General features: G+C 72.0%; 19 protein-coding genes. 15 read left to right on the top strand and 4 right to left on the bottom strand.

Going from position 1 to position 16,188, the window contains the following annotated elements; genetic code table 11:
- Positions 1-3: 3 nt before the first annotated feature.
- Positions 4-627 (bottom strand): class I SAM-dependent methyltransferase, encoded by a 624-nt coding sequence (locus JMF97_RS09655; RefSeq protein ID WP_203221228.1) that lies wholly within the window; start codon positions 625-627, stop codon positions 4-6.
- A gap of 23 nt (positions 628-650) precedes the next feature.
- Positions 651-1,262 (bottom strand): class I SAM-dependent methyltransferase, encoded by a 612-nt coding sequence (locus JMF97_RS09650; RefSeq protein WP_203221227.1) that lies wholly within the window; start codon positions 1,260-1,262, stop codon positions 651-653.
- Positions 1,263-1,472: 210 nt separating this feature from the next.
- Between JMF97_RS09650 and JMF97_RS09645 the strand changes: the two genes are divergently transcribed.
- From JMF97_RS09645 to JMF97_RS09600, 10 genes are all read left to right on the top strand, one after another.
- Positions 1,473-2,840, top strand: a complete 1,368-nt coding sequence (locus tag JMF97_RS09645; RefSeq protein ID WP_203221226.1) for an MGH1-like glycoside hydrolase domain-containing protein — start codon at positions 1,473-1,475, stop codon at positions 2,838-2,840.
- A gap of 214 nt (positions 2,841-3,054) precedes the next feature.
- Positions 3,055-3,699 (top strand): phosphate signaling complex protein PhoU, encoded by a 645-nt coding sequence (gene phoU, locus JMF97_RS09640; protein ID WP_203221225.1) that lies wholly within the window; start codon positions 3,055-3,057, stop codon positions 3,697-3,699.
- 195 nt (positions 3,700-3,894) lie between these two features.
- Complete coding sequence (pstS, locus tag JMF97_RS09635) at positions 3,895-4,974, top strand: phosphate ABC transporter substrate-binding protein PstS (protein WP_203221224.1); 1,080 nt, start codon at positions 3,895-3,897, stop codon at positions 4,972-4,974.
- A gap of 76 nt (positions 4,975-5,050) precedes the next feature.
- The gene (gene pstC / locus JMF97_RS09630; RefSeq protein ID WP_043724358.1) at positions 5,051-6,043 is read left to right on the top strand and encodes a phosphate ABC transporter permease subunit PstC; all 993 of its coding nucleotides are present in this window, start codon (positions 5,051-5,053) and stop codon (positions 6,041-6,043) included.
- Positions 6,040-6,954, top strand: coding sequence for a phosphate ABC transporter permease PstA (gene pstA / locus JMF97_RS09625; RefSeq protein ID WP_013733729.1), 915 nt, complete (start codon positions 6,040-6,042; stop codon positions 6,952-6,954). Before pstC ends, pstA begins: the two co-directional genes overlap by 4 nt.
- Positions 6,955-7,048: 94 nt before the next feature.
- On the top strand, positions 7,049-7,813 hold the full coding sequence (gene pstB, locus JMF97_RS09620) for a phosphate ABC transporter ATP-binding protein PstB (RefSeq protein ID WP_412101336.1): 765 nt from the start codon (positions 7,049-7,051) through the stop codon (positions 7,811-7,813).
- 15 nt (positions 7,814-7,828) lie between these two features.
- Entirely contained in the window at positions 7,829-8,545 is a 717-nt protein-coding gene (locus JMF97_RS09615; RefSeq protein WP_203221223.1) for a response regulator transcription factor, read from the top strand.
- Complete coding sequence (locus tag JMF97_RS09610) at positions 8,542-9,084, top strand: hypothetical protein (protein ID WP_203221222.1); 543 nt, start codon at positions 8,542-8,544, stop codon at positions 9,082-9,084. Before JMF97_RS09615 ends, JMF97_RS09610 begins: the two co-directional genes overlap by 4 nt.
- A 79-nt stretch (positions 9,085-9,163) precedes the next feature.
- Positions 9,164-9,550, top strand: coding sequence for a DUF2267 domain-containing protein (locus JMF97_RS09605; protein ID WP_203221221.1), 387 nt, complete (start codon positions 9,164-9,166; stop codon positions 9,548-9,550).
- A 163-nt stretch (positions 9,551-9,713) separates the two neighbouring features.
- Entirely contained in the window at positions 9,714-10,193 is a 480-nt protein-coding gene (locus tag JMF97_RS09600; protein WP_043720777.1) for a type II toxin-antitoxin system PemK/MazF family toxin, read from the top strand.
- A gap of 68 nt (positions 10,194-10,261) precedes the next feature.
- Here the strand turns inward: JMF97_RS09600 and JMF97_RS09595 are convergent, their stop codons facing one another.
- Positions 10,262-10,909, bottom strand: coding sequence for a GGDEF domain-containing protein (locus JMF97_RS09595; protein WP_203221220.1), 648 nt, complete (start codon positions 10,907-10,909; stop codon positions 10,262-10,264).
- A gap of 257 nt (positions 10,910-11,166) precedes the next feature.
- Between JMF97_RS09595 and JMF97_RS09590 the strand changes: the two genes are divergently transcribed.
- The 5 genes from JMF97_RS09590 to JMF97_RS09570 all read left to right on the top strand — a co-directional run bounded on the left by JMF97_RS09590 (position 11,167) and on the right by JMF97_RS09570 (position 15,438).
- Entirely contained in the window at positions 11,167-11,406 is a 240-nt protein-coding gene (locus JMF97_RS09590) for a DUF397 domain-containing protein (RefSeq protein ID WP_013733736.1), read from the top strand.
- A gap of 136 nt (positions 11,407-11,542) precedes the next feature.
- Positions 11,543-12,424: a Sco1979 family transcriptional regulator gene (locus JMF97_RS09585; RefSeq protein WP_498043306.1), complete on the top strand. Its 882-nt coding sequence runs from the start codon at positions 11,543-11,545 to the stop codon at positions 12,422-12,424.
- 113 nt (positions 12,425-12,537) lie between these two features.
- Positions 12,538-13,587, top strand: coding sequence for a LacI family DNA-binding transcriptional regulator (locus tag JMF97_RS09580; protein WP_203221218.1), 1,050 nt, complete (start codon positions 12,538-12,540; stop codon positions 13,585-13,587).
- 2 nt (positions 13,588-13,589) lie between these two features.
- Positions 13,590-13,796 carry a hypothetical protein gene (locus JMF97_RS09575; RefSeq protein WP_203221217.1) on the top strand — a complete coding sequence of 69 codons (207 nt, stop codon included), beginning with the start codon at positions 13,590-13,592 and terminating at the stop codon, positions 13,794-13,796.
- A 61-nt stretch (positions 13,797-13,857) separates the two neighbouring features.
- Positions 13,858-15,438, top strand: a complete 1,581-nt coding sequence (locus JMF97_RS09570; protein WP_307816841.1) for a serine/threonine-protein kinase — start codon at positions 13,858-13,860, stop codon at positions 15,436-15,438.
- 2 nt (positions 15,439-15,440) lie between these two features.
- Here the strand turns inward: JMF97_RS09570 and JMF97_RS09565 are convergent, their stop codons facing one another.
- Positions 15,441-16,148, bottom strand: coding sequence for a carbon-nitrogen hydrolase family protein (locus JMF97_RS09565; protein WP_203221215.1), 708 nt, complete (start codon positions 16,146-16,148; stop codon positions 15,441-15,443).
- Positions 16,149-16,188 lie beyond the last annotated feature (40 nt).

Here is a 16,188-nt window from a genome sequence, read left to right as displayed (position 1 = left end):
TGGTCAGGCGGGACGGCGCAGCACGGTGACGGCGAAGTCCGCGTCGTCGTGCCACGGACGCAGGTCCCAGGTGGCGAAGCGGTGGTCGCGCCGCAGCCCGGCGGCGGCCACATGGGCGTCGAAGTCGGCCAGCGGATAGCCCCGGTCGGTGCCGAAACCGATCGCGATCACCCCGTCGGGGCGTACGTGCGCGGCCACCTGACGCAGCACCGCCACCTCGGTGCCGGCGGCCACGAAGGTCATCACGTTGCCGGCCAGCACCGCCGCGTCGAACGGCTCCGGCTCCCCGGCCGCGGCGAGATCCAACGTCGTCAGGTCGGCGACCAGCCAGCGCGGCCCCGGATGGTCGGCGCGGGCGGCCTCGACCAGCACCGGGTCGGCGTCCACGCCGACGACCGTGTGGCCGCGAGCGGCCAGTTCGGCGCCGACCCGGCCGGTGCCGCAGCCGGCGTCGAGGATCCGTGAGCGGGGCGGCACCAGCGCGTCGACCAGCCGTGCCTCACCGGCCAGGTCGGCGCCCTCGGCGGCCAGTTGCCGGAACCGGTCGACGTACCACTGCGAGTGTTCCGGTCCGGTGTCGGTGGCCCAGCGGGTCGGGCTGCCCGGGGTGGCGCTGCGCTTGCTCATCGGACCACCGTAACCAGCGGCGCTCAGGGCAGTCGGGCCACCGTCACGAACTCGTTGTAGGTGAACACCCGACCGGCGACGCGGGGGAACGGGAAGGAGTACTGCCGCTGCACACTCAGGCCGAGAGCGCCGCAGTCCTCGGCCGCCTCGGCGAAGCCGACGAACCGGACGTGCGACGAGTCGCTGTGGTAGCCGCATTCCTGCGGGGTGATGAAGACCGCCCGGCCGCCGGGGCGGACGAACGGCAGGTACGAGGCGACGACCTCGCGGGCCTGCTCGGCCGGCATGTGCTCCAGCAGGTGCGCGGCGAGCAGCGAGTCGAAGGCGCCCGGCCGGGCGTGCTCGGAGGCGAAGAACTCCTCCGTGGTGTACGCCTGAAGGCCGAGCGCGCGGCTGTGCGCCACCGACGTCGGGTTGTGGTCCACCCCGACCGCCCCCTCGCCGAGGTTGATCAGGTTGCGGCCGAGTCCCGAGCCGACGTCGAGGGTCCGGCCCAGGCGCAGCCGGCGCAGGTTCCACCGGTAGGGCGCCTGCACGTCCAGGACCCGCTTCCAGCGGGCACCGCTGAGCTGCTGCAACCGTTCGGTGTAGTCCGCGCCCTGGGTGCCCGTGGGACCCTGCCGCGACTGCTTCATCCGGGGCTCCTTCGCCTCGTCATGCCACTGGACCTGCGGCCGCCCCCGTATCGCAGGGATCGGGTCAGGTTCATCGAACACCTTCGACCGATATGCGCGGGTTCCTAGACTATCCCGTGAACGCTGCCACCGTGAGCCGACGGTCAGGTGCCGCGGGCGTCGGATCGGCCGGAGCCTATGCTGGAACCCAGCGCTACCGGGATGTGACACATGGTGGAACAGGTTGTGCCGGCGGTCGGGCCGGGGGGCACCCCGGCTGCCGACACCGCAGCAGGGGATCGGGCCGCCCTCGTCGCGGTGGCCCGGGCCACCCTCGACGGCAACTGGGAACACGACCACACGGTGCCCTCCCGCACCCTCTACCCGCACCAGTGGAGCTGGGATTCGGCGTTCATCGCCATCGGCTGGGCGCACCTGCGCCCCGAGCGTGCCTGGGCGGAGCTGACCAGCCTGTTCGACGCCCAGTGGCGCGACGGGCGGGTGCCGCACATCGTCTTCAACCCGGTGGTCGCCGACGACGCCTACTTCCCCGGACCGGCCTTCTGGGCCACCACCTCGGTGCCCGGCACACCGCGTACGGCCACCTCCGGGCTGGTCCAGCCGCCGGTGCACGCCCTGGCCGCCTGGCACGCCTACCGCCGGGCGCCGTCCGAGCCGGCCCGTGCCGCGCTGGGCCGGCTCTATCCGCGTCTGGTGGCCCAGCAGCACTACCTGAGCAGCCACCGGGACGTCGGCGGTGCCGGGCTGGCCAGCATCGTGCATCCGTGGGAGTCCGGGCTGGACAACAGCCCGGCCTGGGACGAGCCGCTGGCCGCCGTGCCGACCGAGGCGGCGGTGCTGCGGGCGTACCGTCGGCGCGACATCGTGCACGCCGCCGCCGCGCACCGCCCCACGGACCTGGACTACGCGCGCTACGTCGCGATCGTCACCGCCTACCGGGCGACCGGCTACCGGGACGAACAGCTGGCCGACCGGCACCCGTTCCTGGTGGAGTGTCCGCTGTTCAACGCGGCGATGGGCGCGGCCGAGTCGGCGCTGGCGCACATCGCGCGGGAGATCGGCGCGGACCCCGGCCCGCACCGACAGCGCGCGGCGGCGATCACCACGGCGCTGGTGAACCGGCTGTACGACCCGACGACCGGCACCTTCCACGCCCGCGACCTGCGGACCGGCCGGCTCACCCCGGCCCGGACGGTGCTCGGGCTGACCCCGCTGATCCTGCCCGACCTGCCCACCACGCAGGTCGAGGCGATTCTCGTCGAGGCCGGCTCGCCCCGGTTCGGGCTCGCCGCCCGGATGACCCGCCCGCTGCCCAGCCACGACCGCACCGCCGTCGACTTCGAGCCGCTGCGCTACTGGCGCGGCCCCAGCTGGATGAACATCAACTGGCTGGTCCGGTACGGGCTGCTGGCGCACGGGCACCCTCGGCTGGCCGCCGGCCTGGGCGCGTCGATGATCGAGCTGGCGGCCACGGCCGGGTGCCACGAGTACTTCCATCCGGACACCGGCGCGGGCCTCGGCTCCCCGGCCTTCAGCTGGACCGCCGCCCTCCTGCTCGACCTCCTCGCCGAGGTGTAAGGAAGGGCACCTTGTTAACGCCTGGTGTATAGCAAGGGCACCCGCTTAACAAAGCCCTGCCGGCGGATTGCGGAGCGGGCGCGGAGCGGGTCCGGCAGGTAGGTTGCTGGCCAGGGCCCCGGCGAGCGCGGCAGCGCCGTGCCGCGGTGCTCAGCCTGACGTTGGGCGGGTACTGCGGCAGGACGGGCCGTGGCCCCGGTGGGACGGAGGGGCGATGGGCCGCGACAGCTACGACGAGCAACTTGACCGGCTCACCGGAATCCTGGCGACGATGAGCCGCGAGGCCGGTACGGCGATCCGGGGCGCCAGCGTCGCCCTGCTCGACGTCGACCGGCACGCGGCCGAGACGGTGATCGCCGACGACGCGATCCTGGCCCGCCGCCGCGCCGAGGCCGAGGCGATGATCCCCGAGGTGCTGGTCCGGCACCAGCCCGTCGCCTCCGATCTGCGTCTGGTGGTGTGCGCGCTGCGGATCGCCGGCGCCCTGGACCGGATGGGTGACCTCGCCGTACACGTCGCCAAGGTGGTCCTGATGCGCCATCCGGTGGGTGTGGTGCCGCAGCCGGCGGTGCCGGTGCTGACCGAGATGGCCGACGCGGCGGCCCGCATCGCCGACAAGGCGACGATGGTGCTGGCCACCCGGGACCCGCTGGACGCGATGCAGCTGGGCCTCGACGACGACGAGGTCGACGCCGCGCAGGAACGCCTGCTGTCGATGCTGGTCTCCGGCTGGTCGTACGGCGTGGAGTCGGCGATCGACCTGGCGCTCGTCGGTCGCTACTACGAGCGCTACGCCGACCAGGCGGTGAACGTCGCCCGGCAGGTCGTCTACCTGGTGACCGGGACCGTCCGGCTCTGAGATCGGATGCCCATACCGGGCATTCGGCGCGTCGGTGCGCCAGAACGTCACATCCCGTTCCCGGTCGGCCATCACCGGTGCCGCCAAGTTCATTTTTCGTTCACCTGGCGCCGGGAGTACGGCTACCTGGGCCTGACAGCTTGATTCGCGTACGGCCCGGACGGGCTGATGCACCCCGATAGAGAGGCTTACCTGGTGAACCGCAACGTGCTTTCGCGGCGCGTCCTCGCCGGCGTCGCGCTTGCCGCGCTCGCGCTTACCGGCTGCGCAAGCAACGACAACAGCACGGAGCCCGGCAGCAACAGCGGCGGCGACAGCGCCTACGCGAACCTGTCCGGTGAGTTGAAGGCGTCCGGCGCGAGCTTCCCCGACGCGTACTACCAAGAGGTCATCGAGGCCTTCAAGGGTGAGGCCGGCAAGGTGACGGTCACCTACAACGCGACCGGTTCGGGCACCGGCAAGAAGCAGTTCGGTGAGGGTCTGGTCGACTTCGCCGGCACCGACAGCCTGGTCAAGGACACCGACGGCGTGGCCGCCGGCTCGTTCCTCTACGTCCCGACGGTGGCGGCGCCGATCACGATCTCCTACAACCTGCAGGGCGTGGACAAGCTCCAGCTCAGCCCGGAGACGCTCGCCAAGATCTTCCAGACCGACATCAAGACCTGGGACGACGCCGCGATCAAGGCCGACAACCCGGGCGTGACGCTGCCCAGCACCCCGATCGTGGTCGCGCACCGCTCGGACGGCTCGGGCACCACCAGCAACTTCACCAAGTACCTCGACGCTGCTGCGGCGGGCACCTGGAAGCTCGGCAGCGGTGACACCGTGAACTGGCCGGCCAGCACCCAGGGTGGCGAGAAGAACACCGGTGTCGCCCAGATCGTGCAGCAGACCAACGGTGCCGTCGGCTACGTGGACCTCAGCGACGCCAAGGCCACCGGCCTGAAGTTCGCCGCCATCAAGAACAAGGACGGCCAGTTCGTCGAGCCGACGCTCGAGGGCACCACCGCCGGCCTGGAGGGCGCCGAGATCGCCGCAGACCTGAGCTACAACCCGCTCAACGCCGCCGGTGCCACCTCGTACCCGATCACCGCTCCGACCTTCATCATCGTGAAGACCTCGTACGGCGACGCCGCCAAGGCCGAGCTGGTCAAGGGCTTCCTCACGTACCTGCTCAACGACGGCCAGGACCTGGCCAAGGAGATCGACTTCGCGCCGCTGCCCGCCTCCCTCAAGGAGAAGGCGCTGGCCCAGGTCGACAAGATCCAGGGCTGATCAGGATCAAGATCGCCAGTTGGGGACGGGATCGAAGCGATCCCGTCCCTAGCCGGGTACCTGAGCTGGAGTGAAGATGACCTTGACGAACAAGACCCCCACCGCCCGGTCGACGCTGTCCCAACGCGGCAGCAGCGCCCTCGGCGACCGCGTCTTCTCCTGGTGGACGCTCGGCACCGGCCTGCTGGTGCTGGCGATTCTCGGGCTGATCCTGATCACCACCGTCCGCGAGGCCTGGCCGGCGTTCGACGCGATGGGCCTGCGGTTCCTCACCGAACGGACCTGGGACCCGAACCCGGCCGCCGGTGACGCGATCTTCGGCGCGCTGTCGTTCGCGTTCGGCACGGCGATCTCGTCACTGATCGCCCTGCTGTTCGCGGTGCCGGTCTCGGTCGGCATCGCCCTGTTCCTCACCGAGTTGGCGCCGCGTCGGCTGCGCGGGCCGGCGGTGACCGTGATCGACCTGCTGGCCGCCGTACCGTCGGTGGTGTTCGGTCTCTGGGGCATCCTGGTCGTCGCGCCCGCCATGGTGCCGGTCTACCAGTGGCTGCACGACGTCTTCGGCGGCATACCGGTGCTGGGCAGCATCTTCGGCCCGGTCAGCAGCGGCCGGAACTTCATGACCGCCGGTCTCATCCTGGCGATCATGGTCACGCCGATCATCACCTCGATCACCCGCGAGGTGTTCAGCACCGTGCCGCGCGCGGACAAGGACGCCGCCCTCGCGCTCGGCGCCACCCGCTGGGAGATGATCCGGGGCGCGGTGTTCCCGCACAGCTTCGGTGGCGTCGTCGGCGCGGTGATGCTCGGCCTCGGCCGGGCGATGGGCGAGACGATCGCGGTGGCCCTGGTGATCGGTGGCGCCACCAACATCACCGCCAACCTGTTCGCCCCCGGCAACTCGATGGCCGCCGTGATCGTGCAGCAGTTCGGCGAGTCCACCGGCACCTTCACCGCGGCCCTGATCGGCCTCGGCGTCGTGCTCTTCGCGATGACGGTGCTGATCAACGTGCTCGCCCAGACGGTCGTCCGTCGGGCCGAGGCCCGGATGAAGGGAAGCGTCGCGTGAGCGTCACCGCACCACCCGCCACCCGCCCGGCCGCCGGCCGACCCGACCTGACCCGGGCCGCCCTGTCGGGCCGTCGCCGGTTCACCAACCACCTCGCCACGGCCGCCATCTGGGGGGCCGTGCTGCTCGCCGTCATCCCGCTGGCCCTGGTGACCTACACGGTCATCGGCAAGGGCGCCGGGGTGATGAGCCTGTCCTTCCTGACCGAGGACATCCCGAACTCGTACCGCCGCGAAGGCGGCGGCATGGCGCCGGCGATCATCGGCACGCTGGTCATCACCGGCGCCGCCGCGCTGATGGCCATCCCGCTGGGCGTCTTCGGCGCGATCTACCTCAACGAGTACGGCAAGCAGAAGCCGCTGGCCCGGGTGATCCGGCTGATGGCCGACGTGATGACCGGCGTGCCGTCGATCGTGATGGGTCTGTTCGTCTACATCAGCTGGGTGCTGCTCGTCGGTCAGCAGACCGGCTTCGCCGGTGCGCTGGCGCTGGCCTGCCTGATGCTGCCGGTGGTCATCCGCAGCAGCGAGGAGATGCTCCGGCTGGTGCCGGAGGAGTTGCGCCAGGCGAGCATGGCGCTGGGCGCGCGCAAGTGGAAGACCACGCTGACCGTGGTGCTGCCGGCGGCGATCTCCGGCATCACCAGCGGCTCACTGCTGGCCGTGGCCCGCGCGGCCGGCGAGACCGCGCCGATCATCATCGTCACCGGCATCGTCTTCACGCCGAACTGGAACCTCTTCGACGGCTCCAACACCGCCCTGCCGGCGCAGATCTTCCGCAACGCCAGTACCTCGTTCCCGGCCGCCCAGGACCGGGCCTGGGGTGCGGCACTGACGCTCATCGTGATCGTGCTCAGTTTCACGGTCATCGCCCGCTTCATCTCCAGCCGGTTCGCCATCAAGGAGCGCTGACATGGCCAGCAACAACCTCACCACCCGCCCCTCCGTCGCGGTGCACGCCCCCGGCAGCACCGCCTCCGGTGTCGAACCCACCGACGCGCCGGTGATGCAGCTGCGTGACGTCAGCGTCTACTACGGCAGCTACGAGGCGGTGCGCGGCACCACCATGCCGATCCAGCAGAACCAGGTCACCGCGATGATCGGGCCGTCGGGTTGCGGCAAGTCCACGGTGCTGCGGGCGCTCAACCGGATGAACGACCCGATCCCCGGCGCCCGGGTCAGCGGCGAGGTGTCCTTCCACGGCCAGGACCTGTACGCCCGCGACGTCGACCCGATCCAGGTCCGCCGGCGCATCGGCATGGTGTTCCAGAAGCCGAACCCGTTCCCGAAGTCCATCTTCGACAACGTCGCGTACGGCCTGCGGATCAACGGCATCAAGGGCCGCCTCGACGACCACGTCGAGGAGGCGCTCACCAAGGCCGCCCTCTGGGACGAGGTCAAGGACAAGCTCCGCAAGAGCGCCCTGGCGCTCTCCGGTGGCCAGCAGCAGCGGCTGTGCATCGCCCGGACGATCGCCGTCAAGCCCGAGGTCATCCTCATGGACGAGCCCTGCTCGGCGCTCGACCCGATCGCCACGGCGAAGATCGAGGACCTGATGTTCGAGCTGACCAGCGACTACACGATCGTCATCGTCACGCACAACATGCAGCAGGCGGCCCGGGTCAGCCACTACACCGCCTTCTTCACCGCCGAGGTGGACGACAAGCAGGTGCGTCACGGTCGGCTGGTCGAGTTCAGCCAGACCGGCAAGCTGTTCACCAACCCCGCCGACAAGCGTACGGAGGACTACATCACCGGCCGCTTCGGCTGAGTGACGAAAGCGACGATGACGGTGGGCTCGAACGGGCGTTTCGTGCTGCTCGTGATCGACGACGACGAGAGCGTCGGTGGTGCGCTGGTCGCCGAGTTGGCCGATCATCGGGTACGCGCACACCACTATCCGCACGCCGCCGAGGCGCTGCTGGACGCCGGCGCCCTGCAACCGGACGCCGCCGTCGTCGCCTCGGGGCTGACCACCATGAGCAGCACCGAGGTGGTGCGGCTGCTCGCCCGCCGGGCCGGCATCCCGACGGTGGTGGGCGTCGGCGACGACGACGGTGGGGTGGCCGCCGCGGCGTTGAAGGCGGGCGCGACCGCCGGGGTCCGCCGCCCCTACCGGGCGGCGGAGGTGCTGCCGATCCTGCGGGCGATCCGCCCGGAGACCTCCGGTGCCCTCGACCCGCCGATCGAAATCGGCGGGCTGCGGGTGGATCCGGCGACGTTCGAGGTGAGCCACCACGGTCGGGTGGTGGCCCTGCCGATGAAGGAGTTCCGGCTGCTGTACTTCTTCATGAGCCACGCCGAGCGGACGGTCACCCGTGAGCAGTTGCTCGCCGCCGGGTGGGGCGGGATCTCCGACGACACCTCCAACACCCTGACCGTGCACATCAAGCGGCTCCGTCGGCGGCTCGCCCTCGACGGCGACCAGGCGCCGATGATCGTGACCGTACGCGGCCTCGGCTACCGCTTCGTGCCCACCGCGACCACGCCGTCGACGTCGTGACCGAGGCGAACCGGGAACCGCCCGGCCCGCCGACGTCGGCCGCCCCGCCCGGCATGGTCCTGGTGGCGGTGCCGGTGGCGCACCTGCCGCACGTCGCCCGCCTGCTGGCCGACCTCGACGCCCGGCAGCGGACCGCCCCGCTGCCCCGACACCGGTCCACACCCCGGCCCGACGCGCCGACCCAGGGCTGGACGGTCGACGAACTGCGGCGGCTCAGCCGGGGTGCCAGCGCCACCCACCGTACGGTCGCGGCGCTGCTCGACGCGCTGTCGGCCGAGCCGGGACGGGGGTTCACCGTCGAGGAGTTGAGCCAGCGCACCGGCCGGCCCCGGCAGAAGATCATCGGTGCGATGGCGGGGCTGACCCGGCTGTTGAAGGCCCACCACGACTACGCGGGGCGGGGGCTTCCGTTCGACAGGTCACCCGGTCGGCCGGAGGCTCCCCGGGAGCTGTGCTACAGCGTGGACCAGGATCGTGCCGCCGACTGGCGCGAGGCCCGACTGTCCCGGTCGACCGACGAGGGCTCCGGGTCGAGGTGAACGACGGCCCGCGTCCCGGCCACCGTTTATCCGGCCGGGGCGGGGGTAACCAGCGCGGGCTTGACGAGGGGAGGGTGCCGTGCGGTTTCCCCTATTCGTCGACGCGGTGTCGCGTCGGTCCGGGCTCTCACCGGACCTGTCCGCCGGTGTGGCGCATGCGGTACTGCGGACCCTGGCGGAACGGATGACCGGTGAACCGACCACCGATCCCACCGGATACCTGCCGGACGAGCTGAGCGACACCGCCGGTGACCCGTTCACGACCGGGCCGGGGGACTTCCTACGCCGGGTCGGCGAGCGGGCCGGAGTCGACGAGCAGACCGCGGGCCTCGGCTCGGCGGCGGTCTTCGCGACGCTGCGCGAGGCGGTGACCGTCAACGAGTTCCGCGCCCTGGTGGCCGGGCTGCCCACGGCCGCCGACGGCAGCATCGACCCGATCAGCGGACCCGACGAGACCTGGCCCTGAGCGGCCCTCGGCCCTCGGCCCTCGGCCCCCGGCCGCCGGTCAGCTGCGGTTCTGCGCCGCTGCTGCGCTTCGGCTGTCGAGCTGACCCGTCCTGGCCGTTCGGCTGTCGAACAGACGCCTCCCTGGCGTAGGGGCGGTCGGCGCCAGCCGATAGGCTGCCGCCGTGGCAGGTCTGTTGAGGAGTATGGCGGCCCGCGTCAGCGCGGTGATTCCGGCCCCGCGGCGTCCCGGGCCGACCCCGGCCAAGGTCGCGCGGCCCCGCCAGGTCAGTGCGCTGCAACGCCGGCAACTGTCGTACGCTCCGGAGCCCGACGGCCAGGCCGACCCGGGGGAGATCGTCTGGACCTGGGTGTCCTACGAGGACGATCCCCGCCAGGGTAAGGACCGGCCGGTGCTGGTGGTGGGTCGACACAGCCGGACGCTGTTCGGGCTGATGCTCTCCAGCCGCGATCGCGACGGCGAACGGCACTGGCTGGCCCTCGGGCCGGGGGAGTGGGACCGGGACAAGCGACCCAGCTGGGTACGGCTCGACCGGGTGCTCACCATGCGGGAGGACGGCATCCGGCGCGAAGGCGCGGTGCTGGACCGGCCCCGCTTCGACCGGGTCAGTGCAGCCCTCCGCGCCGGCTACGGCTGGCACTGAAGCGCGCCATGCCGGGTCCCGGCTGGCACTGAGCCCCGGCGCACCGGGGTGGCGTCGGATCGGCGCGGTCAGCACTCGGCGAGATGCGGGGCGTCGTGCAACGCCCGGTGGGCGCGGGCTGCGCCGATCGCCTTGGCCTCGTACATCGCCGCGTCGGCGCGGTCGAGCGCCTCGGTGAGCTGGGTGCCGTGCACCGGGGCCAGACCGACCGAGGCGGTCACCCGCACGGTGGCCGTGCCCAGCGGGATCGGTGCGGCGAGCATCTCGTAGAGCCGGCCGGTGGCGTGGTCGAGCCAGCGGTGGTCGACCGTCGGGCTGGACAGCAGCCCCGCGAACTCGTCACCGCCGAGCCGGGCCACCAGGTTGTCGCCGGCGAAGGCGGCCAGCCGTTCGGCGACACTGATCAGGACCTTGTCGCCGGCGGCGTGGCCGTACCGGTCGTTGATCTGCTTGAAGTTGTCCAGGTCGAGCACTACGGCGACGAGCGGTCGGCCGGCGTTGTCGGTGAGCAGCGCCGCGGCGAGCCGGTAGAAGGCGCGCCGGTTGGGCAGACCGGTCAACGGGTCATGGCTGGCGGCGTGTCGCTCGGCGGTGAGTTCGGCTTGGAGGCGGTCGATCTCGGCCTCGGCACGTACGGCTCGGCGGCTCAGCTGCCAGGAGGAGAGCAGGGCTCCCACCGCACAGACGCCGGACGCGACGGTCAGCGGATCCGGCACCCCGTCCTCCCCTCGCCGCAACGCGCGCCCATCCTCTGGCTGACGAGTGCCGCCAGATGCCTCGTTTTCCCTGGTGACAACCAGATTTGCGTAACTGATTGTGAGCGGATGGGCACCATACTCATGCGCTATCATGCTCGCTGTCCATTGCAGATGCAATAGCAGATGCACGTGCAAGTGAACGAGAAACCCACACCCTCGTGCCGCTACCGCTCCTCCCACGGCGCCGGCGCCTATCGGAGAGAACAGACGCCCCCATGCAGCAGCCGCCCAACGGTGTACCCGCCAACCAGTTGCCTCCCCTCGCCTGGCTGAAGAGCCGCCGCAGCAATCCCAGTGGAAACTGCGTCGAACTGGCGGAGTTGCCCGGCGGAGCGGGCATCGCGATGCGCAACTCCCGACACCCCGAGGGGCCGGCGCTGATCTACACCGTGGACGAGATCGCGGCGTTCGTGCTCGGCGCCCGCGACGGCGACTTCGACCACTTGATCGACTGACTCGCTCATCCCATCGGCGGGATTTGCCCCACGCGGGGGATGTTCACCTCACTGAAGGTTCATGGCATGCTTACACGTCGGTCGGGCCGGTCCACCGGCGCGACCGACGATGGCATGCGGAGGACGGCAGGTGACCATGGTTTCCGCCGAGGAGGGCCCGGCGGCAGGCCCGACCGTGCTGCGGATGCTGCTGGGCGCACAGCTGCGGCGGCTGCGGGAGTCGCGCGGGGTGACCCGGGAGAGCGCCGGATGGGAGATCCGCTCGTCCGAGTCGAAGATCAGCCGGATGGAGCTCGGTCGCGTCGGCTTCAAGGAGCGCGACGTCGCCGACCTGCTCACCCTCTACGGCGTCACCGACGAGCAGGAGCGTGCCGCCCTGCTCAAGCTGGCCCGCGACGCCAACAATCCAGGGTGGTGGCACCGGTACGGCGACGTCCTGCCGTCGTGGTTCCAGTCGTACCTCGGCCTGGAGGCGGCGGCGGCGCTGATCCGCAGCTACGAGGTCCAGTTCGTGCCGGGGTTGTTGCAGACCCGCGAGTACGCCCGAGCCGTGGTGCTGCTCGGTCATGGTCGGGCCGGCCTGGACGAGATCGAGCGCCGGGTGGACCTGCGGATGCGTCGTCAGGAGTTGTTGCGCCGACCGCGTCCGCCCCGCCTGTGGGCGGTGGTCGACGAGGCGGCGCTGCGTCGGCCGATCGGCGGGCCGACGGTGATGCGTGGGCAGTTGCAGGCGTTGCTCGAGGCCACCCGTACGCCGAACGTGCGGTTGCAGGTCATTCCGTTCGCCGCCGGTGGGCATGCCGCCGCCGGCGGTGCCTTCACGATCCTGCGCTTCGGTGACCAGGACCTGCCCGACATCGTCTACATCGAACAGTTGACCAGCGCGCTCTACCTGGACAAGCGGGAAGACCTCGACTTCTACGCGGTGGCCATGGAACGCCTCTGTGTCGAGGCCGAACCGCCGGAGCGTACGCCGGAGATCCTGAAGGGCATGATCGCGGAGTTCGACGCCGCCTGATCCGCCACTGACCGTCCACCGTCACGTTCGGTCATTCGATTGACACTCCTCGGTCGGTGCGACTAATCTCTGGATCGATCCAGTCTGAATCGATCCAGAGAGGGGAGGGGCCGGTGAAACCCACCCTGCGCGCGGTGGCCGAGGCGGTCGGTGTCTCCCGCAGCACCGTCTCCAACGCCTACAGTCGCCCGGACCAGCTCTCCACCGAGCTGCGCCGACGCATCCTCGACGCGGCACGGGAGATGGGCTATCCGGGCCCGGACCCGACCGCCCGGTCCCTGCGCCGCGGCTACGTCGGCGCCATCGGGGTGCTGTTCACCTCCCGCCTCTCCTACGCCTTCACCGACCCCTTCGCCACGCAGTTCCTCACCGGCGTGGCACAGGCGGCCGAGCGGCACGGCAGCAGCCTGCTGCTGGTGCCGCTGCCCGCCGACGCGGCCGGTGCCCGCAAGGCCGTGGAAAACGCTGCCGTCGACGGGTTCTGCGTCTACTGCGGCGGCGACGAGGAGGGGGAGATCGTCGACGCGATCCGGGGCCGTGGACTGCCCTTCGTCACCACCTCAGACCGTCCACGCGCCGAGGACCGGTGGGTGGGCATCGACGAGCGGGCCGCCGCCCGGTCGGTGGCCGAACACCTGACCGGGCTCGGCCACCGGCGGGTCGCCCTGCTCGCCGACAGCGTGCTGCCCGACGCCGCACCCGGGCCGGTACAGGTCGGTGACGTGGCCGACGTGCCGCACCCCACCACCCGGGAACGGCTCGCCGGGTTCGCCGACGCCTTCGCGGCGGTCGGGGTCGACTGGTCGCAGCTGACGATCCTGTCGGCGGCCGACAACAGCCGCCCCGCCGGTGCCGCCGCCGTGCGCGCGCCGGACGCCCTGCCCGAGCCGATCACCGCCGTGCTGGCCTGCGCCGACGTGCTCGCCCTCGGCGCGCTCGACACGTTGCGCGAGACCGGCCGACACCTCGCGGTCACCGGCTTCGACGACATCGCCGAAGCGGCGCCCGCCGGCCTGACCACCGTCCGCCAACCCGGCGTGGAGAAGGGGCGTCGCGCGGCGGAACTGCTGCTCGACCCGCCCGTGGACACCGACGCACACCAGATCCTGCTGCCCACCACGCTCGTCGTCCGGACCAGCACCGGACCCGCCCCGAGGAGTTGACCATGGAACAGCCCACCGGCTTCGTCTTCGCCATCGACGCGGTCACCCGACACGTCAGTTCCGCTCGGCCGGACGCGCCGATCGTTCCCGATCCGCCGCGTACCCCGCGGCTGAGCGGTGCCCGCCACCTCGCCGCCGTGACCCTGCGACGGCTGGCCGACCAGATCCAGCCCGCCCCGCAGACCGCCACCCCGCACTGCACCCGGTAACGGCGGGCAGCACCATCGCCACGAACCGGGGCACGTCGCGCACCACCTGCACCGTCGGGTGGTGCGCGGGCCGATCGACCAGGCAGACTGGGCCCTGATGTCGCCGTTCACCCCGCACCTGCGCCTGCACGACCGCTACGTGGTTCGTGAGCGCATCGGCCTCGGCGGCATGTCCGAGGTGTGGCGTGCCGACGACGAGGTGCTCGGGCGGTCCGTCGCGGTGAAGGTGCTCGCCGCCGGCTTCGCCGCCGACCCCGATCTGCGGGCCGCCATCCGCCGCGAGGCCCGCGCCGCAGCCCGGCTCGCCCATCCGAACGTCACCCAGGTGTACGACTACGGCGAGGCCGGCCTCGACGAGGCGATCGTGCCGTACCTGGTGATGGAACTGGTCGACGGGCGCAACCTCGCCGACCGGCTCGCGGACGGGCCGCTGCCCTGGCCGTCGGCGCTGCGGATGGCCGCCCAGGTCGCCGCCGCGCTGGCCGCCGCCCACCGGATCGGCGTGGTGCACCGCGACATCAAGCCCGGCAACGTCATGCTCACCGAGACCGGTGCCAAGGTGCTGGACTTCGGCATCGCCGCGCTCGCCGGGCCGCTGGCCGCCGGCACCGGACAGGCCGCCGTCGAACCCATGATGGGTACGCCCGCGTACACCGCTCCCGAGCGGTTGCAGGCCGCTGCACCGAATCCGGCAAGCGACGTGTACGCGCTCGGCGTGCTGCTCTACCGCGCCCTCACCGGCGACGTGCCGCTGCCGGTGGGCAGCTGGGAGGACGCCCTGGTGGTGCACGCCGACCGCCGGCCGGTGCCGCCGCCGCGGGTGAGTGGGCTGCCCACCGACATCGCCGCTCTGGTGCTGGCCTGCCTGGACCCGGACCCGGTGCGGCGGCCCACCGCCGGTCAGCTCGCCGCCCGGTTCCGTGCCGCCGCCACCGGCCCGGCCGGTCCGTCCACCGCCGTGCTGCCGATCGTCACGCCCCCGACCGGGCCTGCCGAGCCGGTCACCGCAGCGGCCCCGGGGCATCCGCCGACCCTTGTCGACCGCGCCGGCAACTGGTCCGCCGTCGTGGCTGGCGACGTGCACCGGACCGTCCGCTCGCCCCACCACCCGTACGGTCCCGAGGGGCCGCCCGGGTTGCTGCCCCCGGCGGCGTCCCGACCTGCCCCGGGCCGACCCGGACGCCGACGTCCCCCGGTCGGTGTGCTGGTCGCCGCCGTCCTGGTGCTGCTCGTGGGGCTCGGTGTGCTGCTGGCCCCCGGCGACGACGACGGGCAGTCCACCGCCGCGCCCGCCAGCACCCCGGCCGCCCCACCCGCATCGGCCACGCCGCCGGCGAAGCGACCCAGCCCTTCGCCGGCGCCGCCCGAGCCGGTCAACCTGCGGGAGTTCGCCACCGAGTTCATCGCGCTGCTCACCGAGGCGCAGCTGACCGACGGCCTCGACGGCAAGGTGGCCGACCGGCTGCGCAAGGACCTCGCCAAGGTCGCCGCCGGCCGCGCCAAGGATCGGCAGAAGCGGATCGAGGACCTGCGCGAGCGCATCGAGAAGGAAACCGAGCAGGGGCGGGTTCCCGCCGACTTCGCCGACCGGATGGACGAGTTGCTCGACCGGGTCGAGGCCGCCCTGCCGAAGGAAAACTGACCTCAGGTCAGCGTGGCCGGTGCGTACTCGCCGGGGTCGCTGGCGGCGCGGGCCAGCACCGAGCCGTCCGGTGCCCAGATCGCCGAGCGGCCCGCCGTCTCGTGGAAACCGCCGCCGGTCGGGCCGGCGAAGCTGGCCACCGCGACGTGCACGCGGTGCGTGGTCGCGATCCGCAGGGCCCGCTCGTCGGGCACCGCCACGTCGGCTGCGGACTCCACCACGGAGGCGAGGTAGACGTCGACGCCCAGGGCGCAGGTGCGGGCCGCGTGTTCCGCCACCCCGGTGTCCTTGCAGATCGCCAACCCGAGCCGCCAACCGTTCACGGCGAGCACGACCGGCTCCGGGCCGGGAGTGAAGCGGCGCGGCTCGGCCCCGCCGAGCCACATCTTGCGGTAGGCCACCCGCACACCGGTGCCGTCGACCGCCAGGGTGGCGATGTGGTCGCCGGCCACCGGCGCGCCGACCAGGGCCAGCGATCCCGCCGCCGCGCAGGCGTCGACCAGCGGGGCCAGCCGAGAATCGGCCGGGTCGACAGGTGCGGCGTCCAACTCGTAGCCGGTCAGGGACAGCTCCGGGAAGACCACGACCCGGGCCGCCGCCGCAGCGACAAGCGCCGCGTGCGCCGCCACGTTCGCGCCGACGTCGTACGCGCGGCACGTCGGCTGGGCCACCGCGATCCGCAACGGGACCCGGTCGAATGCAGTCTCCACTGTGGCCCAGCCTAGGAGTTCCGGTGGCCAGGAGTCGATA

The organism is Micromonospora fiedleri (genome assembly GCF_016774385.1).
GTDB lineage: Bacteria > Actinomycetota > Actinomycetes > Mycobacteriales > Micromonosporaceae > Micromonospora > Micromonospora gifhornensis.
The sequence above is the reverse complement of the archived record's forward strand: the minus strand, read 5'-3'. Positions and strand labels throughout refer to the sequence as shown.